Genomic DNA, 21994 nt, shown 5'->3' with positions numbered 1-21994 from the left:
AGGTGGCCATGACGCAGGAAACACCGCGTGTCCTGGTGCCGCTGGCGGCCGGGGCCGAGGAGCTGGAGGCCGTCACCATCATCGACTTGTTGCGCCGCGCGCGCTTCGAGGTCACGGTCGCGGGGCTCGAACAGGGCCCCGTGCGCTGTTCCCGCGGGACGGTGATCCAGCCGGACGCCACGCTGGAAGCAGTTCAGGACGATGCCTTCGACCTGATCGTGCTGCCCGGTGGGCTGCCGGGCGCCGATCACCTGCGCGACGATCCACGGGTGCAGGCAATGCTGCGGGCACAGGCCGAGCGCGACGGCTGGCTGGGCGCGATCTGCGCCGGGCCCAAGGCGCTGGCGCAGGCGGGTGTGCTGGAAGGTCGCCGCGTGACCTCGTTTACCGGGGCACTGGACGAATCGGGTATCCCCTCTACCGGGGGGCTCGTGGAAGTCGACGAGCGCATCATTACCGGACGTGGTCCGGGGGCGGCGATGGACTTTGCCCTGACGCTGATCGAGCAGCTGGCCGGGCGCGAGGCCCGCGAGGCCGTCGAGGGACCGTTGCTGCGTCCTTAGCAAGGCAGACCTTTCCTGCTCCCCGTGCACGCCCTGCGCGGCTCCATCCAGCGTCCCTTTGCATCCTGGCATGAACCCGACGGCCCCAGTCGATTAGACTGTGCGGGTCTCGCGGTCGCCTGGCCGCGCCCAACGAACCCAACCCAAGGAGTCGTGACCGAATGGCAGGCCACAGCAAGTGGGCGAACATCCAGCATCGCAAGAACGCCCAGGACGCCAAGCGCGGCAAACTCTTTACCAAGCTGATCCGCGAGATCACCGTCGCTGCCCGGCAGGGCGGGTCCGACCCCGAGACCAATCCGCGCCTGCGCCTGGCGATCGACAAGGCGCTTGGCGCCAACATGACGCGGGATACCATCGAGCGCGCGGCCAAGCGCGGCGCCGGTGAGTCCGACGGGGCCGCGATGGAGGAGATTCGCTACGAGGGTTATGGCCCGGGCGGTGCGGCGATCCTGGTCGACTGCATGACCGACAATCGCAACCGGACAGTGGCCGAGGTCCGCCACGCCTTCTCCAAGATGGGTGGCAACCTGGGGACCGATGGCTCGGTGGCCTATCTGTTCCAGAACAAGGGCGTGGTCCGCTTTGCGCCCGGTCTGGACGACGAGACGGTCATGGAGGCCGCGCTGGAGGGCGGCGCCGAGGATGTGCAGGTCGAGGACGACGGCGCAATCGAGGTGATTACCGAGCCCGATGCCTATCAGGACGTGCGCCAGGCGCTGCTGGACCGCGGACTGGAGCCGGAGAGCTCCGAGGTCACCTGGCGCCCGGAGACCCTGTCGCCACTGGATGCGGAGACCGCCGAGTCCGTGCTGAAGCTCCTGGAGATGCTGGACGACCTGGACGACGTGCAGAACGTCTTTACCAACGCCGATTTCCCGGAAGGCGTGGGGCAGTGATGCCGCGCTGCTGCGCGCCGTAATCCGCGCCTCTCTGGACAAACAACGATGCGTATCCTTGGTATCGATCCCGGCTCGCGGATTACCGGCTTTGCGGTGATCGAGTATGCCAAAGGCCAGGGCCGTTCCCGCGGCCATGGCGTGATCCGGCCCAGATCCAAGGGGTTTCCCGAGCGCCTGGGCGAGATCTTTGCCGGTGTCGTTGAGGTGATCAGCGAACTCAAGCCCGACGTACTGGCGATCGAAACGGTGTTCGTCGCGCGCAATGCGCAGTCGGCGATCAAGCTGGGGCACGCCCGGGGGGCCGCCATCTGCGCGGCGACCCAGGCCGGGCTCCCGGTACATGAATATGCGCCGCGTGCGATCAAGATGGCGGTGGTCGGCGTGGGCAGCGCGGACAAGGAGCAGGTCCAGCACATGATGCAGCAACTGTTACGTCTGACCGAACCGGCCAGCAGCGATGCCGCCGATGCCCTGGCCGTCGCGCTGTGCCATGCCCATACCGCCCAGCACCAGGCGCGTCTGGCAGGGGCCGCCTCGGCCGTGATCGGGGGGCGCCCATGATTGCCCGGCTGGAGGGGACGCTGATCAGCCGCGAGGTGAATGGCGTGGTGATTGATGCGGGTGGCGTGGGCTACGAGGTCGAGGTTCCGCTCTCCACGCTGGCGGCCCTGCCGGAGCCGGGCGGCAGTGTCGTGCTGACCACGCACCTCGTGGTACGCGAGGATGCGCACCAGCTATTCGGGTTCATGCACAAGCGCGACCGCGATCTGTTCCGGCGTCTGATCCGGGTCAACGGGATCGGGGCCAAGCTCGCGCTGGCGATGCTCTCGACCTACGCGGGCGATGAACTGGCCGGCCTGATCAGCGGCGGTGACGTGACCGGACTGGCCAAGGTCCCGGGGATCGGCAAGCGCACGGCCGAACGGGTGGTGCTGGAGCTCGGCGAGCGACTGGCCGAGATGGGATTCGCGGCCACGCCGGGTGACGCCGGCGTAGGGGTCGATGCCCCGGCCGCCGCGATGGACGGCGAGGCCCTGGCGGCGCTCGAGTCGCTGGGTTATCAGCGCGCCAGCGCGGAGAAGATGGTCGCCGCCGTGCGCGATCAGGCCGATTCGGTAGAGACGCTGGTGCGCCTGGCATTGCGCGCGACCGTCAGGCGCTGAGAATGCCGGCCCGGTATCGCCTGGGCCGGTCAGATACGGTCAGCAGGCGCCCCCCCTAGCAGTCGCCGATGCGCTGGCCTTCAACCGAGATTCGCACGGACATGGGACCCATCGGCGAGTCGATCTCGCTGCTCATCTCGCCCTCCGCTCGATCCCCCATGAACTGCATTGAGCCCTGCATGTCCATGCTGGTGCCGTCGGGATCGGTGCAGGTCATGGTGTAGTCCACACCGTCCGCGCGCATGTCCATGCTGTCCACGCTGCAGCCGTCCGGTGCCTCGATCATCTCCTCGCCGCGCGCGAGGTCGTCCTCGGTCACGCACTCGGTGTAGGTCTCGGTCTGCTCCGGCATCTGGTGCGCGCCGTCCATGGTGGTGGTGTTCGTGTACTCCCACTCGCCCGGCTGGATATTCGGTGTTTCGGCCTGGGCCACCAGTGGCAGGAACGCGAACGGGACGGCGGCCAGCAGGCTGTAAAGGCTGGAACGAGGCATCATGATGGGGCTCTCCCTGCGAAATGTGTGCGGTTCATGGTGCCTTGGCGCTTGCAGGGGAGCAAATTGGCGAATGTCTCTGATCGGTGGCATGTTGCGGTTGGGGGTCTCGGAGGGGATGCATGGCCATACCATTATGGGTGTTGGGCGGTGCGGGTGCCGTGGTGCTGGGCGGCGCCGTGCTGCTGGACGGGGATCCGCGCGATTTCCTGGCGGGCGGCGGGCATCCGGCCGCTCCCGGCTGTGCGATTCCGGTGGAGATGCATCTGGGCGAGATCGACCCGCGCTTCGAGCTGGAGCCCGACGAAGTGCGCCGCGCACTCGATGCCGCGGTGGCGATGTGGGAGACCCATACCGAAGAACGGCTGTTTACCGCCCGCGACGGTGAAGGGATGGCCGTGCGGCTGGTGTTCGACGAACGTCAGGCCGGCGCCATGGCGCGGGAGCGCTCGCGTGCGCAGCTGGATCAGGCACAGGCGGATATCGACGATGCCCGGGAGCGCCTGGACCGCCATCGCTCGGCGCTGAACGCCGACGTCGAGCTGTACGAACGCGGTGTGCGCGGGTTCGACGAGCGCCGCCGTGCGCACGAAGGCCGGGTCGCCGACTGGAATGCGGGGCGCGGGGAGCGCAGTGCGCAGGCCCGCGAGCGTCTGGAACGGGAAGCGCGAGAGCTGCGCGAGGAGCACGAACGACTGGAAGAGCGCCGCCGCGGGCTGGAGGATCGCCGGTCGGATCTGAACGCGGCCGGTCGCGACCTGGAACGCGAGATCGCCGCCTTCAATGAGCAGGTCGATCAGTTCAACCGGACAGCGGCTGCGGGCAGCGGTTTCGACATGGCGATCTACCAGCAGCAGGGCAACCGTCGCAGCATCACGGTCTACAAGGCGAGCGACTTTGACGAACTGCGCCTGACGCTGGCACACGAGCTCGGCCATGCGCTGGGGATCGGGCACGTCGATGACCCCGCCGCGGTCATGCACGCGGAGCTGGGCCTCGCGAACGCGGGCCGCGAGGACCTGGCCGCGGCGGATCGTGCCGCGCTGGTGGAGTCGTGCGGGGTGGAGCTGGTGAAGCCGTGAAGGGCCGGGGCGCGATCCCTCGCCCCGGCAGGCATCAGAAGCGGTAGCGCAATCCCGCCGACAGGACGTGTACATCGCCCCGCGTGCGCCCGCGAGTCTCGGTGGTTACCCCGACATTGGCAAACTCCGATTCGAGCTCGATCGACTCGCTGCCAACGTCGATATAGGCATAGCCGAAGTCGAAACTGAAGCGATCGCTGGCGCGGTAGCTGGCGCCGACCGTGTACCAGGTGCGGTCGCCATCCGGTGTGCGCGTGCTGCGAAATCCGTCGCGGGTCGGTGTGCGGTCGTACTGGATTCCGGCGCGCAGCGTCCACTGCGGGTTGGCCTGATATTCTGCGCCCAGGGCGATCGCATAGCTGTCGCGATAGTTCTGATCCAGGGTCTGGATGGAACCGCCACCGCTGCCGCGAACATCGATCTCGTCGAAGTTCGACCAGCGAAACCAGGTGTACTGCACAAGCCCGGTCCAGCGGGCATCGAACTCGTGCGACAGGGCGACGCTCGCGATATCCGGCAGTTTCAGTTCGGCCTGCGCGGACATGGTGTTGGTATCCGCACCGGTCCCGGCCGGGGGCGTGATCGTTGCGGTGCCACGCAGGTTCTGGCTGACCCCGTGGCGGTAGTGCAGGCCCAGCCGGGTCGCGTCGGTCAGGTCGGCCTGCAGGCCCAGGTTGAAACCGACATCCCAGCTGTCGCCCTCCAGCTTGAATTCGCCATCGGTGTCCGGATCCGGTCCCGCGGGCGAGGGGATGGCGCTGCGCAGCGTGGCGTTCGCGTAGTGCAGGTCCAGGCCGCCGCCGATGGAGACGCGCTCGCTCAATTCGAAGGCCATCGACGGGTGCAGGTTGATCACCTTCAGGTCGGTCTCGGTGGAGTCGTAGCGGCCGAAGAAGTCGTCGTCGTAGTCGTTGGCCAGGCCATAGGGTGCGGTCAGCCCCACGCCCAGCCACAGGCGCTCGCCATAGCGCTCGGCCCAGTAGAGGTTCGGGACGGGGGTCGGCTCGTACGGGTTGCCGCCGTTGCCACCGTCGGTGGCCTGTTCGCCGAAGGCGCCGGTGGCCGAGGAGCCCCGGTCGCTCATGCGTGTGCGCGGCATCAGCAGGTGCACGTTGGCCTGAAACTCGCCGCTTTGCAGACGCGTCATGCCGGCCGGGTTGAAGTAGATGGTGCTGGCGTCATTGGCGGCGGCGGCCTCGCCGGCATAGGCTCGGCCAAGGCCGGTGACACCCTGTTCCTGGATGTAGAACCCCGCTGCGAGCAGGGTGGCCGGCGCGGCGAACACGGCGCCGGCGACGGCCACACTGAGCGCCAGTCGGCGCGTGGAATAGTGCGTCATGCGGTCCCCCGGGGTCTTGTTATGGTCGGGGCAGGGCGTGCCCCCCGTCCCGGGGTGACCGCCTGCTCCCGGTCCGGACCCTACCGGGTTGGACGATATGCGCCAACCTTTTTTCGGGGTGAGAGCATTGGAAAAGTCATACGCTGGGGGATGACTGCGGGGGAGTCAGAGCAGTAGGGCAAGCCCCACGACCGCGGCGGTGACGCCCCCGATCAGCAGGGCAAGCGTGCGCCGGGTGAAGCGGCCGAAGAACAGGCGGGCGGCCCGTTCACGCAGGCCGAAGCTGTCCTGCAGTCCGACGATGGCCGCGATCAGGCCACCGACCAGCAGGACAATGCCGAGGATCTGGATCATCGCGTCTCCCTCCATGCGGTTCGTTTACCACTTGCGTGGTGCGATCAGACGCAGCAGCGCCAGCAGCAGAATCGCCCCGACGGTGGCCGCCACCAGGGTCCCGATCAGGCCGGCCGTCGGTACCCCCAGCTGGGTGAACAGCCAGCCACCCAGCACCGCCCCAATGACCCCGATCACGATGTTCAGCAGGATGCCCTGGCCGGCGCCGTGGACCAGCAAACCCGCGAGCCAGCCGGCGATGCCGCCGACCAGCAGCAGCAATAACAGTGATTCAACGGGCATTGAGTACTCCTTTGCTCTCTTGTCTGATGGATGACGGGGACGGGCGTTCCGTGCGGCCCGGATTCAGCCGACGGTGGCATAGCGCGTGGCGCTGCCCAGCCAGCGCTCGATCAGGGCCGCAGCACGCGGCCGGTCCTCGCGCACGCGCAGGGCCAGTTCCGTGGCCTCCTCCAGCAGGTCCTGATCGCGTGACCAGTCGGCCACGCGGAAGCTGCGGTCGCCCGTCTGGCGTGTGCCCAGCAGCTCGCCAGGGCCGCGCAACCGGAGGTCCACCTCCGCGATCTCGAAGCCGTCGTCGGTGCGGCGCATCGCCTCGAGGCGCTCGCGGGCGGTCTCGCCCAGCGGCGGGCGGTAGAGCAGCACGCAGGCGGAGGCGGTGTTGCCGCGCCCGACACGTCCACGCAACTGGTGCAGCTGCGACAGCCCCATGCGTTCGGCGTTCTCGATGATCATCAGGCTGGCGTTGGGGACATCCACGCCGACCTCGATCACCGTGGTCGCGACCAGCAGATCGAGCGCGCCGGCGCGGAAGCGTTCCATCACCGTATCGCGCTCGGGCCCCTTCATGCGCCCATGGGCCAGCCCGATGTTCAGCTCCGGCAGCGCTTCGCGCAGGCGTTCGGCGGTCGCCTCCGCGGACTCTGCCTCCAGTTGTTCCGATTCCTCCACCAGCGGGCATACCCAGTAGGCCTGGGTGCCGGAGCCGCAGGCGGCGCGGATGCGCTCGATCACCTCGTCGCGGCGCTCGTGGCTGATCAGTGCGGTGCGCACGGGTGTGCGCCCCGGTGGACGCTCGTCGATGACCGAGCTGTCCAGATCGGCGTACAGGGCCATGGCCAGGGTGCGCGGGATCGGGGTCGCGGTCATGATCAGTTGATGCGGCGTCTGGCCGTTGCCCTTGTCGCGCAGGGCCATGCGCTGGTGCACGCCAAAGCGGTGCTGTTCGTCAATGATCGCCAGCCCCAGGCGCTGGAAGCGGACCTCCTCCTGGAACAGGGCGTGGGTGCCGATCGCGACCTGGCGCTGACCACTGGCCAGTTCCGAAAGCAACTGGCTCCGCTCGCTGGCGCCCTGGCGTCCGCCCAGCCACGCCACCGACACGCCCAGCGGTTCCAGCCACATGGCGAGATTGCGCCCATGCTGACGGGCGAGCAGCTCGGTGGGGGCCATGAATGCCACCTGATGGCCCGCCTCCACCGCCGCCAGGGCGGCCGCGACTGCGACCAGGGTCTTGCCGGAGCCGACGTCGCCTTGCACCAGCCGGTTCATCGGAGCCGGGCGGGCCAGGTCCTCGCGCACCTCGTGGATCACGCGGTCCTGTGCGCCGGTGGGCTCGAACGGGAGCTGGTCGCGCAGTTGTCGCCACAGTGCGCCCTCGGGGCGGATGACCGGCGCGCGGCGCGTATCCTGCGGGGCGCGGCTTTGTTCCATGCGGGCGAGCTGGTGGGCGGTCAACTCCTCCAGGGCCAGGCGGGTGCGTGCGGGCCCGCGCTGCTCGGCGGTGTCCAGTGCATCCAGGGCCTCGGCCCGCGCCGGCGGGTGGTGCAGCTGCTGCAGGGCCGTGTGCAGCCCGGGCAGCTGGCGCTGGTTCAGCTCCGGGAGCAGGTCGGGCAGCTGCCCGGTCGTCGGCAGGACCTCGGTTACCAGCTGGCGCAGGAGCTTCTGCGAGATGCCCTCGGTGGTGGGATAGATCGGAGTGAGGTGGGTCTCCAACACGGGCGGTTTCGTGCCCACCACCTGGAGTTCCGGGTGCACGCACTCCATTGCGCCGGGCATACCGCGGGGCTCGCCAAAGGCGCGAATGCGCGTGCCCGGGCTCAGGCGGCGTTGCTGACCACTGCCGAAATGGAAGAATCGCAGCAGGATGGACGCGCCGTCCTCTTCCAGCGTGACCACCAGCATGCGTCGGCGGCGATGGACGACCTCGGCATGGGTAACCCGGCCCTCGAACAGGGCGGGGAGTCCCGGGCGCAGGGCGCGGATCGGGGTCAGCCGGGTACGGTCCTCGAAGCGCAGCGGCAGGTGCAGGAGGAGGTCGCGGGCCTGTTCCAGGCCCAGGCGGGCCAGACGCTCGGCCACTGCGGGGCCGACGCCCTTGAACCCCGTCAGCGGTGCCTGAAGGTCCACCGCGGTCGCCGCGCGCGGATCAGCCGCGCGGGCACCAGGCGATGGCGTCCATCTCCACCTGCGCACCCTTGGGCAGGGCGGCTACGCCGATTGCGGCGCGGGCCGGGTACGGCTCGGCGAAGACCTCGCTCATGATCTTGTTGACCAGCGGGAAGTGGGTCAGGTCGATCAGGAAGATGTTCAGCTTGGCGATGTCGGAGAAATCCGCACCGGCGGCCTCCAGCACGGCCTTCAGGTTGTCGAACACGCGGCGGATCTGGTCTTCGATGCCGCCGTCGACCAGCTCCATCGTGGCCGGGTCCAGCGGGATCTGGCCGGACAGGTACAGGGTGTCGCCGGCACGCACGGCCTGGGAGTAGGGGCCGATCGCGGCCGGGGCATTTTCGGTCTGGATGATTTCGCGCGACATGCGGGCTCCTTGGCTCGGGTCGGTGATTCGGGATGCGGGCACCTTACCGCATTCGTCGAGCGGTGGGATCGCCGGGGCAATGCATCTACAAGAGAACGAGATTGTCGCGGTGAATGAGCTCGGGTTCCAGGAGGTAGCCGAGCTCCGCCTCGACATGGTCCGCGCGCAGGCCGCGGATGCGTTCCACCTCGCTGGAGGCGTAGTTGGTCAGCCCGCGCGCGACCGGGCGGCCGTCCGGGTCGACGCAGGTCACGACCTCGCCGCGGCGAAAGTCGCCGCGCAGGCCCACCACGCCCACCGGCAGCAGGCTGCGGCCCGACTCGCGCAGTACGCGTGCTGCGCCGGCATCCAGCAGGAGTTCGCCGCGCGAATGCAGCTGGTCGGCCAGCCAGCGCTTGCGCGCGGCCAGCGGCTCGCGGTCGGGCTTTAGCCAGGTGCCCAGGCGCTCGTTCTTCAGTACGCGGCCGATCACCTGGGCCTCGCGCCCGGAGGCGATCACGGTATGTGTGCCGGAGCGCGCGGCGCGCTCCGCGGCCTTGAGCTTGGTGGCCATGCCGCCGCGCCCCAGGCGCCCGAAATCGGCAGCCACGAAGCGGTGCAGTTCGGTATCCGTGGCGCGGCCCTCGTGGATCAGCTCTGCGTCGGCGTGCTGGCGCGGATCACGGTCGAACAGGCCGTCCTGGTCGGTCAGGATCAGCAGCAGGTCTGCGACCACGAGGTTGGCGACCAGGGCCGCCAGGGTGTCGTTGTCCCCCAGCCGAATCTCCTCGTAGGCGACCGTGTCGTTCTCGTTCACCACGGGGATGGTCCCCATCTCCAGCAGGGCCTGCATGGTCGAACGGGCATTCAGGTAGCGCGAGCGATCGGCGAGGTCGTCATGCGTCAGCAGGACCTGTGCCGCGTGCAGGTCGTGGCTTGCGAACTCCCGCTCGTAGGCCTGCACCAGACCCATCTGCCCCACGGCCGCGGCGGCCTGCAGGCGATGCAGCTGGTGCGGGCGCTCGTTCATCCCGAGCCGGCGCATGCCCTCGGCCACGGCGCCACTGGAGACCAGGATGACCTCCAGCCCCTTGCGCCGCAGCGCGGCGATCTGGTGAGCCCAGGATTCCAGCGCCGGGCGATCCAGGCCCGCGCCATCGGCGGTGATCAGCGCGGAGCCGATCTTGACCACCACGCGGCGGATGGCCGGGAGTTCGCGCAGGGCGCGGGTGTTCACGCGCGATCCTCCCCGGCCTCGCCGGTCGCCGTGGGGGCCGTAGCGGGCTCCTGGTTGGCCGCTTCGATGTGGCGCATGACGGCCTGCATCAGCGCGTCCACCCCGTCGCCGGTGGCGGCGGAGATGGTGAATACCGGGCGCTCGTCGCCCGCCACCTCGCGCACCCTCGCGATCAGGTCCTCGAGGGCCTCGGCGTCCAGCAGTTCCTTCTTGTTCAGCACGATCCAGCGCGGACGACCGGCCAGTTCGTCGCTGTGGCGTTCGAGCTCGCCCAGCGCGGTTTGCATGTCTGCGACCGGATCGGCCTCGGGGTCGGGCGGGGCCACGTCGACCACGTGCAGGAGCAAACGGGTGCGCGCCAGGTGCTTGAGAAAGCGGGTGCCCAGCCCGGCGCCCTCTGCCGCGCCCTCGATCAGGCCGGGGATATCGGCCATCACGAAACTCTGGTTCGGTCCGATGCGCACCACGCCCAGCTGCGGGATCAGGGTGGTGAACGGGTAATCCGCGATCTTCGGGCGTGCGGCCGAGGCGCGCGAGAGCAGGGTGGACTTGCCGGCATTCGGCAGGCCCAGAAGCCCCACGTCAGCCAGTACCATCAGCTCAAGCGCCAGCTTTCGCAGCTCGCCCGGCGTGCCGGGCTTGCTCTGGCGCGGGGCCTGATTGGTAGAGGACTTGTAGCGGGTGTTGCCGAGCCCGTGAAAGCCGCCCTGGGCGACCAGCAGGCGCTCGCCGTCGCGGGTGATATCGCCCAGGACCTCGTCGGTATCGGCGTCACGGACCTGGGTGCCGACCGGGACCGGGATCTCCAGGTCCGCGCCGGAGGCACCGGTGCGCTGGCGCCCCATGCCGTTCTCGCCACGCTGGGCGTCGAAGCGGCGCTGGTAGCGGAAGTCGGCCAGGGTGTTGAGCCCCTCGTCGCCGACCAGCCACACAGAGCCGCCATCGCCCCCGTCACCGCCGTCCGGCCCGCCAAACGGGATGAACTTCTCGCGGCGAAAGCTCACGCAGCCGTTCCCGCCGTCGCCGGCCTTCACGGTAATGGTTGCCTCGTCGATGAACTTCATGCCGCTTCTTCCTGGTTCCCGTTCTTGATGCGCACAATAAAAAAGCCCCGCGGAACGGGGCTTTTGGCGCTACCAGTGGCGTGTCCGCTTACTGCTGCGGCTGCACGCTCACAAAGCGCCGGTTGTTCGGCCCACCGACCTTGAACACGACCTGGCCGTCCACCTTCGCGAACAGCGTGTGGTCCTTGCCACAACCCACGTTCTCGCCGGGATGATACTGCGTCCCGCGCTGACGGACGAGGATGTTGCCGGCGCGCACGACCTGGCCGCCAAAGCGCTTTACGCCCAGGCGTTTGCTCTCGGAATCGCGCCCGTTGCGGGTACTCCCGCCTGCCTTTTTATGTGCCATGGATTCGTTCTCCTGAAAAAGTGCGCCGGCGCGTCAGCCGGCGATGCCGGTGATGCGCACGGTGGTGTAGTGCTGGCGGTGCCCCATCTGCTTCTGCGAATGCTTGCGGCGCCGGAATTTCATGATGTGGACCTTCTTGGCACGGCCATGGTCCTCGACCTTCGCGGTCACCTTGCCGCCGTCGACCAGCGGGGCCCCGACGCGAACATCGTCGCCCGAACCGACCATCAGCACCTGGTCGAACTCGACCTCGGAGCCGGCTTCGGCCTCAAGCTTTTCGATGCGGATCACGTCACCTTCGGCGACGCGGTACTGTTTACCACCTGTTGCGATGATCGCGTACATTTCCCTGGGACTCCGTTGCGATACCTGTGTGGACCGGCCCGTAAAGTCTGGAACTGAAGACCGGTCTCGCGAAAGGGCGGAAATGCTAGCAGTGAGTCGCGTTCGGGTCAATGCCATTCGGCGGTGCGCGCTTGACACCCCACCGGGGCCTTCCTAGCATGCCAGCGCCTACCAACTTCCTCATACTGGCGCGCCTACCCGCATGTCCATCAACGCAATCCGAGAGCTGGCTGCAGACGACATGCAGGCGGTCGACCAGTGCATCCGTGACCGGCTCAGTTCGCCGGTGGTGCTGATCAACCAGCTGGGTCACTACATTATCCACTCCGGGGGCAAGCGCCTGCGGCCCCTGCTGGCGACCCTGTCGGCGCGCGCCTGCGCGGTCGAGGGTGAGGAGCCGGTGGTGCTGGCTGCGGTGGTGGAGTTTATCCACACCGCGACCCTGCTGCATGACGATGTGGTCGATGCCTCCGAGATGCGCCGGGGCAACGAGACCGCGAACCACATCTTTGGCAACGAGGCCGCGGTGCTGGTCGGCGATTTTCTCTACTCGCGCGCGTTCGAAATGATGGTCGAGGTCGGTTCGATGCGGGTGATGGAGATCCTGGCCCACGCGACCAACGTGATCGCCGAGGGCGAGGTGATGCAGTTGATGAACTGCCACGATGCCGATGTCGACGAGGCCCGCTACATGAACGTGATCCAGTCGAAGACGGCCAAGCTGTTCGAGGCCGCCTGCCAGCTGGGCGCCATCCTGGGCGAGCGTCCGCGGGCCGAGGAAGAGTCGCTCGCGCGCTATGGCATGCATCTGGGCACCGCCTTCCAGCTGATCGACGATGTGCTCGACTACTCTTCCGACGATGCCGTGACCGGCAAGCGCATGGGCGATGACCTGGCCGAGGGCAAGCCGACCCTGCCGCTGATCCAGGCGATCCGGGTCGGTACGCCGGAGCAGCAGACCGTTGTGCGTCAGGCGATCGAAGACGGCGGGCGCGAACAGGTGGATGCAGTGCTCGAGGTTGTCCACGCCACCGGGGCCCTGGACTACGCCCGCGAACGCGCGGCCGCGGAGACCGAGGCAGCGATTGCCGCGGTGTCCGTGCTCCCCGAGTCGCCACACCGCCAGGCCCTGATCGACCTCGCGCGCTTCGCGGTGGGCCGCGATCACTGACCGGGCGCGGCCGCGGGTCGGTGCACTCGCGGCCGCGCAAGCGCATCGGGCGTTGCCCGGATCACGTATTCCGTTGGCCGAGGGCATGGACACGCCCGGAGTGGCTCGGCATAATAGCGGGCTCGGTTCGGAGTGTAGCTCAGCTTGGTAGAGCACTGCCTTCGGGAGGCAGGGGTCGAAGGTTCGAATCCTTTCACTCCGACCAACTCTATTTCCCTGGTGTGCCGGGTCGTATCTGGCCGGCAGCCAGCCGATGATTCCATTCCTGTTCTGCTCCTGCGGACGCGTTCATGACCGCCACTTCCCAGGCCGTTCGCGGCACCCTCTACATCGTTTCCGCGCCATCGGGCGCAGGCAAGACCAGCCTGGTCGCCGCTTTGCTGGAGCGGGTGGAGCAGGTCGAGGTCTCGGTCTCGCATACGACGCGCAAGCCGCGCGCTGGCGAGGTTGACGGCGAGCACTATCACTTCGTCTCGGCCGAGGAATTCCTCGGCATGATCGAGGACGGCCAGCTGCTGGAACACGCGAAGGTGTTCGACAACTTCTATGGCACCGCACGCGCCAGCGTCGAAGAGCGCCTGGATGCCGGCATGGACGTGATCCTGGAGATCGACTGGCAGGGTGCGCGTCAGGTGCGTGCGGCGGTGCCGGATGCGCATTCGATCTTCATTCTGCCGCCGTCGCGCGACGAGCTGGAACGCCGCCTGCGCGGACGCGGGCAGGACAGCGAAGAGGTTATCCAGCGGCGCCTGCGCGACGCGGAGTCTGATTGCACGCATTTCCGCGAATATGACTACACGGTCGTCAACTCGGATTTCGAGCGGGCGGTCAGTGATCTGGCCAGCATCTTCCGTTCCAACCGTCTGCGCACGGTAGAGCAGGAGATACGCTCCGCATCGACGATACGGAATCTGTTGGCGAGCACGCCGGGCACGGCGTAACATGCAGTATTAACGACTCATAACCGGAGTACCCATGGCACGCGTCACCGTCGAGGACTGCCTCGAAAAAGTGGACAATCGCTTCGAACTGGTGCTGATGGCGGCCCGCCGGGCCCGTCACATCGCACACGGCAAGGAGCCCCGTGTATCCGAGGACAACGACAAGCCCACGGTCATCGCCCTGCGCGAGATCGCCGAGGGGCTGGTCGGCACCGAGGTGTTCGACGAGCACGATGAACGGCCCCAGAACCAGATGCTGGACTTCAGCACGATCCGCCATCTGGAGCAGCTGGAAGCCGACGAACGCTAGGGGTCGATAACTCATGGCCGCTGGGCAGCCAGCCGCGCCCGGGGCCGCATCGCCGGTTCCCGGTGACTCGACCCGATTCCTGATCAGCGATCTGTGTTCCGAGCTCGAGTCCTATCTCGAGCCGGACGAAGTCGAGGAGGTCTATCGCGCCTATCTGCTGGGCGCGGAGGCCCACGAAGGCCAGACCCGCAAGACCGGCGAGCCGTATATCTACCACCCGCTGGCCGTGGCCCGGACCATGGCCGAGATGCGGATGGACCACAAGGCCATCTGCGCCGCGATCCTCCATGACGTCATGGAGGACACCGCCACCAGCAAGGACCGTATCCACGCCGAATTCGGCGAGGAGGTGGCCGAGCTGGTGGACGGCGTCTCCAAGCTGACCCACCTGCAGTTCCAGTCCAAGGCCGAGGCGCAGGCGGAGAACTTCCGCAAGATGATGCTGGCGATCACCCGCGACATCCGGGTGATCCTGATCAAGCTGGCCGACCGCCTGCACAATATGCGCACCCTGGGCGTGATGCGCCCGGACAAGCGCCGCCGCATCGCCAAGGAAACCCTGGAGATCTATGCGCCGATCGCCCAGCGCCTGGGGATGAACGCGATCCGCCGCGAGCTGGAGCAGCTCGGCTTTTCCGCCAAGCATCCCTGGCGCGCCGCCGTGCTGGAGCGCGCCGTGCAGCGGGCCGGGGGCAACCGGCGCGAGCCAATGAAGAACATCGAGCAGGCCATCTGCTCGCGCATGGAGGCGGCGGGGATCGTCGGGCGCATCTCCGGGCGCGAAAAGAGCCTGTACAGCATCTATCGCAAGATGCGCGACAAGCACCACTCGTTCGAGGAGGTGTTCGACGTTTTCGCCATCCGCATCATCGTCGACGATGTCGACACCTGCTATCGCTCGCTGGGCGTGGTGCACAACCTCTACAAGCCGGTGCCGGGGCGCTTCAAGGACTACATCGCGATCCCCAAGTCGAACGGCTACCAGTCGCTGCATACCATCCTGTTCGGGCCGCAGGCCATCCCGATCGAGGTGCAGATCCGCTCCACCGAGATGGATCGCGTGGCCGAGAGCGGGATCGCCGCGCACTGGCAGTACAAGGCCGGGGGCGAGTCCGCGCGAACCGCGCAGAGCCGGGCCCGCGAGTGGCTTAAGGATGTGCTGGAGATCCAGAACAGCGTCGGCAACTCCATTGAGTTCCTGGAGAACGTGAAGGTCGATCTGTTCCCGGACGAGGTCTACACCTTCACCCCCGGGGGCGACATCTTGGTTCTACCGCGCGATGCGACCCCGATCGACTTCGCATATGCGGTGCATTCCGATGTCGGCAACCGCTGCGTGGCCGCGAAGATCGATCGCCAGCTGGCGCCGCTTTCGGTACGCCTTCAGAGTGGACAGACGGTCGAGATTGTCACCGCGCCTGGCGCGCGCCCCAACCCTGCCTGGCTGTCCTTCGTCGTCACCGGAAAGGCCCGCTCTGGTATCCGGCATTGCCTGAAGTCGATGCAGTCGGACGAGGCCCGTGCCCTGGGTGAGCGCCTGCTGGAGAAGGCCCTGAGCGCGCTGGATGCCTCGCTCAAGCAGATCTCGCCGGCCCGCCTGGATCAGCTGCTCGACGCGATGCAGCTACAGGACCTGGACAGCCTGCTGGTGGATATCGGGCTGGGCAACCGCATGGCCTCGCTGGTCGCGCGCCAGATGGTGGGCAAGGAGAGCGCGGACGCCGACAACACGACTCAGACTACCCTGGCGGTCAAGGGTACCGAGGGTCTGGTGCTGAACTACGCCCGCTGCTGCCACCCGATCCCGGGTGACCCGATTATCGGCCAGTTGAGCGCGGGGCGTGGGCTGGTCGTGCACCGGGAGAGCTGCCGCAACGTGCTGCACGAGAGCCGCGACCGGGCGGACAAGACGATCGCTCTCGAGTGGTCGCACGAGCCGGAACTGCAATTCACCGCGGCGGTGCGCACCCGCACCGCCAACCGGCGCGGTGCGTTGGCCGACATGGCGGCCGTGATCGCCGATCACGGCTCGAATATCGAGCACATCTCGTTCAACGAGCAGGATGGCCACTCCACCGCGATGACCTTCCTGTTGACCGTCAGTGATCGTCAGCACCTGGCCCAGATCATGCGCGGCCTGCGGCGTCTTCCGGATGTGCTGCGGATCGCGCGTCAGCGCGGCTAGTTAGTGTTTCCCGGGCGTGCGCGGCTCGCTACCGTTGGCAGGTCGGGCAGTAGGCCGAGGCGCGCTGCCCGATGCGCCGGTTGCGTAGCGGTGTCGCACACTCCAGGCACGGCTCTCCGGCGCGCCCGTAGACCCGCAGTGACTGGCGAAAATACCCGTGTGTCCCGTCCTCGCGCAGGAAGTCGCGCAGGGTTGTGCCGCCCTGTTCGATCGCCGCGCCCAGCACGGTGCGGATGAATCCGGCCAGTCGTTCGTATTCCGCCCGGGTTACGCGCCCGGCGGCCCGCCCCGGACGGATCCCGGCCAGGAAGAGCGCCTCGGTCGCATAGATGTTGCCCACCCCGACCACGATATCCTGATCCATGATGAAGGCCTTGACCGGGCCCCGGCGCCCGCGGCTGCGGTGGAACAGGTAGTCGCCGTTGAATGTGGCATCGAGTGGTTCCGGCCCCAGGGCGGCCAGCAAAGGGTGCACCTCACCGGTCTCCGGCAGCGGCAGACAGCACCCGAAGCGGCGAGGATCGTGAAAGCGCACCTGCGAGCCATTCGTCAGATGCAGGATCAGGTGATCGTGCGTGCGCAGCGGGACGTCGGGCGTGCAGTGGCGCAGCGAGCCGGACATACCGAGATGCAATAGTGCCCCGCCACGGTCGGTGTCCAGCAGCAGGTATTTGGCTCGTCGCGCCAATGTCGTGATGCGGGCCCCGGCCAGACGCCCGGGCAGCTCCTCCGGCACCGGCCAGCGCAGGCGTCCATTGCGTATCTCGAGCCGTTCGATGGTCTGGCCTTCAAGAAGAGGTGACAGGCCCCGCCGGGTGGTCTCGACCTCGGGGAGCTCAGGCATGAACGCCCTCGATTTCCAGCAGGAGTTCTGGCCGGCAGATGTCGCCCCGGGCCCATTGGATGACGGGGCCCGGCTTCATTGCCTTGTAGTGGTCGGCGATCACCCCTGCAACGGCGTTGCGATCTTTGGGACGCCGCAGGTAGACCCGCAACCACGCGGGGCCGGGGAGTTCGCGCCCTGCCGTGTCGTGCAGGGCCTGGAGGTTGGTTACCGTCTCGCGCGCCTGGGCCACCACATCGTCCGGGTGGCGGCTTTCGTGACCGACGATACTGGCCGTGCCGGAGACCATCAGCATGGGCCCGGTCGCGGTCAGCAGCAGCGTGGCGCGCGCGAAGGCCGGGCTTCTCGGGCTGTAGCGTTCGGGGTAGTGGTAGGCGCTGACCTGGCGCGGATTTTCGATCGCACGGGCCGGGGCACGGGTGGCAAGCAGGTAGACGAACAGGCCCGGTTGCCGGGTGCCGATTGCGGTGGCTGCAGGCATGCTGCCCAGCGGGACTTCGAGCGCCCCCAGCGCCTCGGCGCGCCCGATACAGAAGGCCTGGTAGCGTTCCTGGCCCTGTTCGTCACCGTGGATGTCGGAAAAATAGTTCCAGATGCGTGCCGGGTGCTCGAAGCCGCGTTCCCTGCAGGCGTTCAGGAGCTGACGGTAGGCCTGCTCGGTTTGTTCGCGCAAAGGTCGGTCCGGGCCCTGCCAGGCGGCGAACAGAACATCATCGAACTCCAGCAGATGCAGGGGCGTGGCGTTCGTGGAACGTGCTGGGCCGTTTCCACACCAGCTCTCGATATAGAGATCCGGGGCCAGGGCCTCGAGGCCGGGGGCGACCTCGATCCGGCCGGCCCCGGCCTGGATCCCCACGGGGGCATCCAGTCGCACGTGGAGGCCGTCCTGGAGCGTCGTCCCGGGCGAGACGAGTCGGTTGTACAGGTGGGGTGCCATCAGTCAGGTCCTGGACAGCGCGTCGAGTATGTCCTCGGTCCAGCGTACCGATTCCAGGTAGAGCCGGCTGGCAACCTGTGGCGCCACCGGGGATTCGCCGGCGGGGGGCGGGTTTGCCGGTCCCTCGAACGCCTCGATGGTCTCCAGCCAGGGGGCGAGCGGGCCTTTGTGTTCGATCAGCGCCTGTTCCGTCTCTGGCACCAGATGCAGTTCGTTCAGGATGCGACGCAGCGGGATGCCCAGTACGCGGTCCAGTCCCGAGAGCATCCCCAGCGAGAAGTGGCACTCGCACTCCGGGGCTGTCAGGTTGCACGCCCGGGCGAGCAGCATCCCCATGCGGGCGCGGATCATGACCTGTTCGACCGCGGCCGAGGGTCCGGCCGCATTGTTGAGCACCAGCAGCATCCCGATGCGGCGGATTCGCCCCTGTCCCAGACGCTCGATCGCCGAAGCCAGATCGACCGTGGGCTGTTCCGCGCGGTACGCGGGGCTGTTGGCGATGCGCAGGATCTGGGCGGCTAGATCGGGTTCAGCGCCAATGAGACGTTCCAGTTCCGACGGTTCGGGATCGCGGTCCTGCAGTGTCTTCAGCAGCTTCAACAGCGCGACTTCCAGGCTCTCCAGGCGCTGGCCTTCGATCACGTGCGGGTGTGACAGGTGGTAGCCCTGGAAGTAGCGAAAACCCAGTTGCTGGCAGTGGTGGTAGCACTCGGCGGTTTCGACCTTCTCTGCCAGCAGCTCTACGCCGAATGCGCGCAGCGTCTCGACCTCGCGCGCCAGTGCCTCGGTGGACAAAACCAGCACATCGAGCTTGACGATGTCTGCCAGTGCCACCAGCGGCGAGTGGTGGACCTGAAACTGGTAGTCATCCAGCGCGATGCGAAAACCGCGTTGCTTCAGCCTTTGTACCGCGGCGACGACCTCGGAATCGATCTCGATGTCCTCGAGGATCTCCAGGACCACCTGTTCGGGCGGCAGGCTGGTAATGATGTCGTCGTCGAGAAAGGACCGCGTCAGGTTGACGAAGGCCAGATGCGGACCGACCAGATGGGTCAGGCCGATATCCACGAACGCGCTTCGCAGCAGGTCCGAGGTGGCCTCGTCGCCATTGGTCACCGCCGCTTCGCTACGGTGGCCGGCGCGAAACAGGAGTTCGAAGCCGACCAGGTGCTCGTGCGCATCGAAGATGGGTTGCCGGCCGACAAAAATAGGGTGCATGCTTGCGCTTTGCCAGTTGATGAACGAGGCGGCCCGATCTGCGCGCGGCCGGCCCGGGAGAGAGCGAACACATCATGGAGTCGATTGATGCGCCGTTTGGTGAGGTCGTGGAGTTGCGGCAGATCCTGCACGACTCGGGAGTCCCTCTCCTGAGGGTTATTATCCGCGATGGCGGCCGTTACACCAAGATCGAACTGGATCCGGCAACCGCCCATCAGTGGGGGCGCATGATGATGCGCTGGGCAGAGACGGCGGCACAGCAGGGAGCGGCCGGGGAAGGATAGGCTCCGAATGAGTGGTGCCCGTGATGGTGCGCCCACTCGAGGCCACAGGAAATAAAAAAGCCCGGCCAAGCCGGGCTTATAGCTCTGCCATCAGGCGCTCTCGCGCCGGGCAGGGATTACTTGATCTTGGCTTCCTTGTACATCACGTGCTTGCGGATGACGGGATCGAACTTCTTGATCTCCATCTTTTCGGGCATGTTCCGCTTGTTCTTCGACGTGGTGTAGAAGTGACCGGTGCCGGCGGAGGACACCAGGCGGATCTTGTCGCGTGCGCTCTTCGCTGCCATGGGTAGCTCCTTACACCTTTTCGCCGCGTGCGCGGCAGTCCGCGAGCACCGCATCGATGCCCAGCTTGTCGATGATCCGCATGCCCTTGCTGCTCACGCGCAGCCGCACGAAGCGGTTCTCGCTCTCCACCCAGAAGCGGTGGGTGTGCAGATTGGGCAGGAAACGCCGCCGCGTCTTGCGGTGGGCGTGGGATACGTTGTTACCAGTCGCCGGGCGCTTGCCGGTCACCTGACATACTCGGGCCATCTCGGGGACTCCGGAAATTGGGTCTAGCAAAAGACGGCGGATCTTAGCCCAGTCGGCGGCCGGGCGCAAGATCATCACGGATCGTCCTGCTCCAGTGCGCACTCGCGCCGCAACGAGGGCTCGACCGTCTGATGGCGTGCCCATTGCAGTGCCTCGCCGAAGGGCATGGGGCGGGCGACCCCGAAGCCCTGGACGGCGTCGCAGCCCAGTTCGCGCAGCATGGCGAGGGTCTGGCTGTCTTCCGCGCCTTCGGCAATCACCTTCAGGCCAAGGTCGTGTGCGAGGCCCACGGCCGCGCGGGTGATCTGCTCGTCCACCCTCTGAGTGGCCATGTGGGAGACGAAGGTTTGATCGACCTTGAGGGTCGTCACCGGGAGTCGCCTCAGGTAGGCAAGAGAGGAATATCCGGTGCCGAAGTCGTCGATGGAGAGTGCGAGCCCGCGCTCTGTCAGACGCCGCAGGGCCTCGATGACTTGATCAGGATCGGCCATCAGGGCCGTCTCGGTGAACTCGATTTCCAGCGCGCAGGGCGGGAGACCGGCGGCTTCTATGCGCTCGATAATGGTTTGTGCAAAGTCGGGATCGAGGAAGTTGCGCGCCGAGACATTGATACTGACCGGGGCCTGGATGCCTTGCTCGCGCAGCACGAGGAGGTCGGCGATCGCCAGGTCCAGCACCTTGAGCGTCAGGGCGTGGATGAGCCCGGTGCGTTCGGCTTGTGCAATGAACCGGTCCGGCGGTACCTGTCCTCGGTGCGGGTGCTGCCAGCGTAACAGGGCCTCGAAGCCGCACAATTCGTCACGCCGCAGGGTGACCTTGGGCTGGTAGTACAGCTGGAACTGGTCGTCCTCCAGGGCGCTTTGCAGCTCGCCCAGAAGCTCCACGGTCTGGCGGCCGGCGTCGTTGCTGCGTCGGTCGTAGGTGCGGTAGCGCCGGCCCGACTGACTGGCCTCGTGCATCGCCATCCAGGCCTTGGTCAGCAGGCTTTGCGGGTCGTCCTGTTCGTGGAACGGAAAAGAGGACACCCCGGCGTGGGCCCCGACGTAAACCGGCAGCCCGAGCACCTCGAACGGCGCCTGCAACTCTTCCACGGCCTCCTGTGTGGTGGCCAGGCACTCCTGGCGGCTGCGGTGGGGCAGCAGCAGGGCGAAGTGGTCGTCGTGGATATGGTAGACGAGCGTGTCCGGACTCCCGGCGACGGCCTGAAGTCGTTCGGCAATCCCCATCAGCAGGGGTCTCTCCGCGGCGAAGCCCAGGGCGCTGATCGTGTCCGCATAATTGTCCATTTGCAGGCTGATCACGAATACCCGGGTCGCGGGCTGCTCCGAGCCCTCCGCCTGGGCCATCAAATGGCGGATATGCTGTTCCAGTGACTCGCGATTGGGCAGGCCGGTCACGGGGTTGTGGTAGGCCTGATCGAACAGCCGCGCTGCGTGCTGGCGCAGCTGGGAGAACAGCCAGCCGCTGAACCCGCCCAGCACCAGATAGATCCCTGCCCGCGTTGCCCAGTTGAGGGTCGGCTGTGCAATACCTTCGTCCACGTTCAGGGGCATGAGAGGCCCCAGCAGAAGCCCGGCGAGCAGGCCGAAGGCCAGTCCGCCCCACAGGCCCATCAGGGCGGCGCCCAGCAGTACCGGGATCAGGATGAAGTTGAGATAGGCCGTGCTGGTGCCGCCAGTCTGATAGACCAGCAGTGTGATGCCGGCCATCAGGATCAGGACCAGGCCCACGCCGGTCAGGCGCCAGGCGCCGGTTACCCCGAGCCAGGATTCGGGACGCCAGGGTCGGTCAAACTCCGAAAGCTGCTCCATGCGCGTTCCTTGCTGGAATGAGTTTTGTCAGCCTGTCCCTCTTTAAAAATTGATTCCCGTGAGACTGGTGA

General features: G+C 67.1%; 26 protein-coding genes and 1 tRNA gene. 11 read left to right on the top strand and 16 right to left on the bottom strand.

The annotated features are described in order from the left end of the window. Positions 1 to 8 precede the first annotated feature (8 nt). The 4 genes from F466_RS0110830 to ruvA all read left to right on the top strand — a co-directional run bounded on the left by F466_RS0110830 (position 9) and on the right by ruvA (position 2628). The gene (locus tag F466_RS0110830; RefSeq protein WP_018138626.1) at positions 9 to 563 is read left to right on the top strand and encodes a DJ-1 family glyoxalase III; all 555 of its coding nucleotides are present in this window, start codon (positions 9 to 11) and stop codon (positions 561 to 563) included. Positions 564 to 724: 161 nt separating this feature from the next. Beyond that, positions 725 to 1462: a YebC/PmpR family DNA-binding transcriptional regulator gene (locus F466_RS0110825; RefSeq protein ID WP_018138627.1), complete on the top strand. Its 738-nt coding sequence runs from the start codon at positions 725 to 727 to the stop codon at positions 1460 to 1462. Positions 1463 to 1510: 48 nt separating this feature from the next. Further along, positions 1511 to 2026, top strand: a complete 516-nt coding sequence (gene ruvC, locus F466_RS0110820) for a crossover junction endodeoxyribonuclease RuvC (protein ID WP_018138628.1) — start codon at positions 1511 to 1513, stop codon at positions 2024 to 2026. Next, positions 2023 to 2628 carry a Holliday junction branch migration protein RuvA gene (gene ruvA / locus F466_RS0110815; RefSeq protein ID WP_018994100.1) on the top strand — a complete coding sequence of 202 codons (606 nt, stop codon included), beginning with the start codon at positions 2023 to 2025 and terminating at the stop codon, positions 2626 to 2628. Before ruvC ends, ruvA begins: the two co-directional genes overlap by 4 nt. 55 nt (positions 2629 to 2683) lie before the next feature. Here ruvA and F466_RS0110810 read toward each other — a convergent pair whose 3' ends face one another. Further along, positions 2684 to 3124, bottom strand: a complete 441-nt coding sequence (locus F466_RS0110810) for a DUF3617 family protein (RefSeq protein ID WP_018649268.1) — start codon at positions 3122 to 3124, stop codon at positions 2684 to 2686. Positions 3125 to 3243: 119 nt separating this feature from the next. Between F466_RS0110810 and F466_RS0110805 the strand changes: the two genes are divergently transcribed. Further along, a complete protein-coding gene (locus tag F466_RS0110805) occupies positions 3244 to 4203 on the top strand; it encodes a matrixin family metalloprotease (RefSeq protein WP_038082743.1) in 960 nt (319 codons plus the stop codon). A gap of 34 nt (positions 4204 to 4237) precedes the next feature. Here F466_RS0110805 and F466_RS0110800 read toward each other — a convergent pair whose 3' ends face one another. The 9 genes from F466_RS0110800 to rplU form a co-directional block, all read right to left on the bottom strand. Further along, the gene (locus tag F466_RS0110800) at positions 4238 to 5542 is read right to left on the bottom strand and encodes an OmpP1/FadL family transporter (protein ID WP_018994098.1); all 1305 of its coding nucleotides are present in this window, start codon (positions 5540 to 5542) and stop codon (positions 4238 to 4240) included. Positions 5543 to 5707: 165 nt separating this feature from the next. Then, entirely contained in the window at positions 5708 to 5896 is a 189-nt protein-coding gene (locus F466_RS0110795; RefSeq protein WP_026296451.1) for a DUF3185 family protein, read from the bottom strand. Positions 5897 to 5920: 24 nt separating this feature from the next. Beyond that, positions 5921 to 6178, bottom strand: a complete 258-nt coding sequence (locus F466_RS0110790) for a GlsB/YeaQ/YmgE family stress response membrane protein (RefSeq protein ID WP_018138634.1) — start codon at positions 6176 to 6178, stop codon at positions 5921 to 5923. Positions 6179 to 6241: 63 nt separating this feature from the next. After that, entirely contained in the window at positions 6242 to 8371 is a 2130-nt protein-coding gene (gene recG, locus F466_RS0110785) for an ATP-dependent DNA helicase RecG (protein WP_081601204.1), read from the bottom strand. After that, positions 8325 to 8714, bottom strand: a complete 390-nt coding sequence (locus F466_RS0110780; RefSeq protein ID WP_018138636.1) for a RidA family protein — start codon at positions 8712 to 8714, stop codon at positions 8325 to 8327. Before F466_RS0110780 ends, recG begins: the two co-directional genes overlap by 47 nt. A gap of 85 nt (positions 8715 to 8799) precedes the next feature. Then, on the bottom strand, positions 8800 to 9930 hold the full coding sequence (gene proB, locus F466_RS0110775; protein WP_018175411.1) for a glutamate 5-kinase: 1131 nt from the start codon (positions 9928 to 9930) through the stop codon (positions 8800 to 8802). Further along, entirely contained in the window at positions 9927 to 10994 is a 1068-nt protein-coding gene (cgtA, locus tag F466_RS0110770) for an Obg family GTPase CgtA (protein ID WP_018994096.1), read from the bottom strand. Before cgtA ends, proB begins: the two co-directional genes overlap by 4 nt. Before the next feature lie 88 nt (positions 10995 to 11082). Next, positions 11083 to 11343 carry a 50S ribosomal protein L27 gene (gene rpmA / locus F466_RS0110765; protein WP_012983372.1) on the bottom strand — a complete coding sequence of 87 codons (261 nt, stop codon included), beginning with the start codon at positions 11341 to 11343 and terminating at the stop codon, positions 11083 to 11085. 33 nt (positions 11344 to 11376) lie between these two features. Continuing rightward, positions 11377 to 11688, bottom strand: a complete 312-nt coding sequence (gene rplU / locus F466_RS0110760) for a 50S ribosomal protein L21 (protein WP_012983371.1) — start codon at positions 11686 to 11688, stop codon at positions 11377 to 11379. Positions 11689 to 11890: 202 nt separating this feature from the next. Between rplU and ispB the strand changes: the two genes are divergently transcribed. From ispB to spoT, 5 genes are all read left to right on the top strand, one after another. Next, positions 11891 to 12859: an octaprenyl diphosphate synthase gene (ispB, locus tag F466_RS0110755; protein WP_018138639.1), complete on the top strand. Its 969-nt coding sequence runs from the start codon at positions 11891 to 11893 to the stop codon at positions 12857 to 12859. A 128-nt stretch (positions 12860 to 12987) separates the two neighbouring features. Further along, positions 12988 to 13064: transfer RNA gene (locus F466_RS0110750), tRNA-Pro, on the top strand. A gap of 85 nt (positions 13065 to 13149) precedes the next feature. Next, positions 13150 to 13800, top strand: coding sequence for a guanylate kinase (gmk, locus tag F466_RS0110745; protein ID WP_018138640.1), 651 nt, complete (start codon positions 13150 to 13152; stop codon positions 13798 to 13800). A gap of 34 nt (positions 13801 to 13834) precedes the next feature. Further along, positions 13835 to 14110 (top strand): DNA-directed RNA polymerase subunit omega, encoded by a 276-nt coding sequence (gene rpoZ, locus F466_RS0110740; protein WP_017925738.1) that lies wholly within the window; start codon positions 13835 to 13837, stop codon positions 14108 to 14110. A gap of 13 nt (positions 14111 to 14123) precedes the next feature. After that, the gene (spoT, locus tag F466_RS0110735; protein ID WP_018138641.1) at positions 14124 to 16295 is read left to right on the top strand and encodes a bifunctional GTP diphosphokinase/guanosine-3',5'-bis pyrophosphate 3'-pyrophosphohydrolase; all 2172 of its coding nucleotides are present in this window, start codon (positions 14124 to 14126) and stop codon (positions 16293 to 16295) included. Positions 16296 to 16323: 28 nt separating this feature from the next. Here spoT and mutM read toward each other — a convergent pair whose 3' ends face one another. The 3 genes from mutM to F466_RS0110720 are packed head-to-tail and all read right to left on the bottom strand — an operon-like array spanning position 16324 to position 19294. After that, positions 16324 to 17139, bottom strand: a complete 816-nt coding sequence (gene mutM, locus F466_RS0110730; RefSeq protein ID WP_018994094.1) for a bifunctional DNA-formamidopyrimidine glycosylase/DNA-(apurinic or apyrimidinic site) lyase — start codon at positions 17137 to 17139, stop codon at positions 16324 to 16326. Then, positions 17132 to 18076, bottom strand: a complete 945-nt coding sequence (locus F466_RS0110725; RefSeq protein WP_018994093.1) for a hypothetical protein — start codon at positions 18074 to 18076, stop codon at positions 17132 to 17134. The genes mutM and F466_RS0110725 overlap by 8 nt, the downstream gene beginning before the upstream one ends. 3 nt (positions 18077 to 18079) lie before the next feature. Then, positions 18080 to 19294, bottom strand: a complete 1215-nt coding sequence (locus F466_RS0110720) for an EAL and HDOD domain-containing protein (RefSeq protein WP_018994092.1) — start codon at positions 19292 to 19294, stop codon at positions 18080 to 18082. Between the two features lie 74 nt (positions 19295 to 19368). Here F466_RS0110720 and F466_RS0110715 point away from each other — a divergent pair, with 74 nt between their 5' ends. Continuing rightward, the gene (locus tag F466_RS0110715; RefSeq protein ID WP_018138645.1) at positions 19369 to 19578 is read left to right on the top strand and encodes a hypothetical protein; all 210 of its coding nucleotides are present in this window, start codon (positions 19369 to 19371) and stop codon (positions 19576 to 19578) included. A 116-nt stretch (positions 19579 to 19694) separates the two neighbouring features. Here the strand turns inward: F466_RS0110715 and rpmG are convergent, their stop codons facing one another. From rpmG to F466_RS0110700, 3 genes are all read right to left on the bottom strand, one after another. Further along, positions 19695 to 19865 carry a 50S ribosomal protein L33 gene (rpmG, locus tag F466_RS0110710; protein ID WP_012983362.1) on the bottom strand — a complete coding sequence of 57 codons (171 nt, stop codon included), beginning with the start codon at positions 19863 to 19865 and terminating at the stop codon, positions 19695 to 19697. 10 nt (positions 19866 to 19875) lie between these two features. Continuing rightward, positions 19876 to 20112 (bottom strand): 50S ribosomal protein L28, encoded by a 237-nt coding sequence (rpmB, locus tag F466_RS0110705; RefSeq protein ID WP_012983361.1) that lies wholly within the window; start codon positions 20110 to 20112, stop codon positions 19876 to 19878. Positions 20113 to 20186: 74 nt separating this feature from the next. Continuing rightward, complete coding sequence (locus F466_RS0110700; RefSeq protein ID WP_018994091.1) at positions 20187 to 21923, bottom strand: bifunctional diguanylate cyclase/phosphodiesterase; 1737 nt, start codon at positions 21921 to 21923, stop codon at positions 20187 to 20189. Positions 21924 to 21994 lie beyond the last annotated feature (71 nt).

Source organism: Thioalkalivibrio sp. ALgr1, from assembly GCF_000378285.1.
GTDB lineage: Bacteria > Pseudomonadota > Gammaproteobacteria > Ectothiorhodospirales > Ectothiorhodospiraceae > Thioalkalivibrio.
Note: the sequence above shows the minus strand (reverse complement) of the source record. Positions and strands in the feature narration are given on the sequence as shown.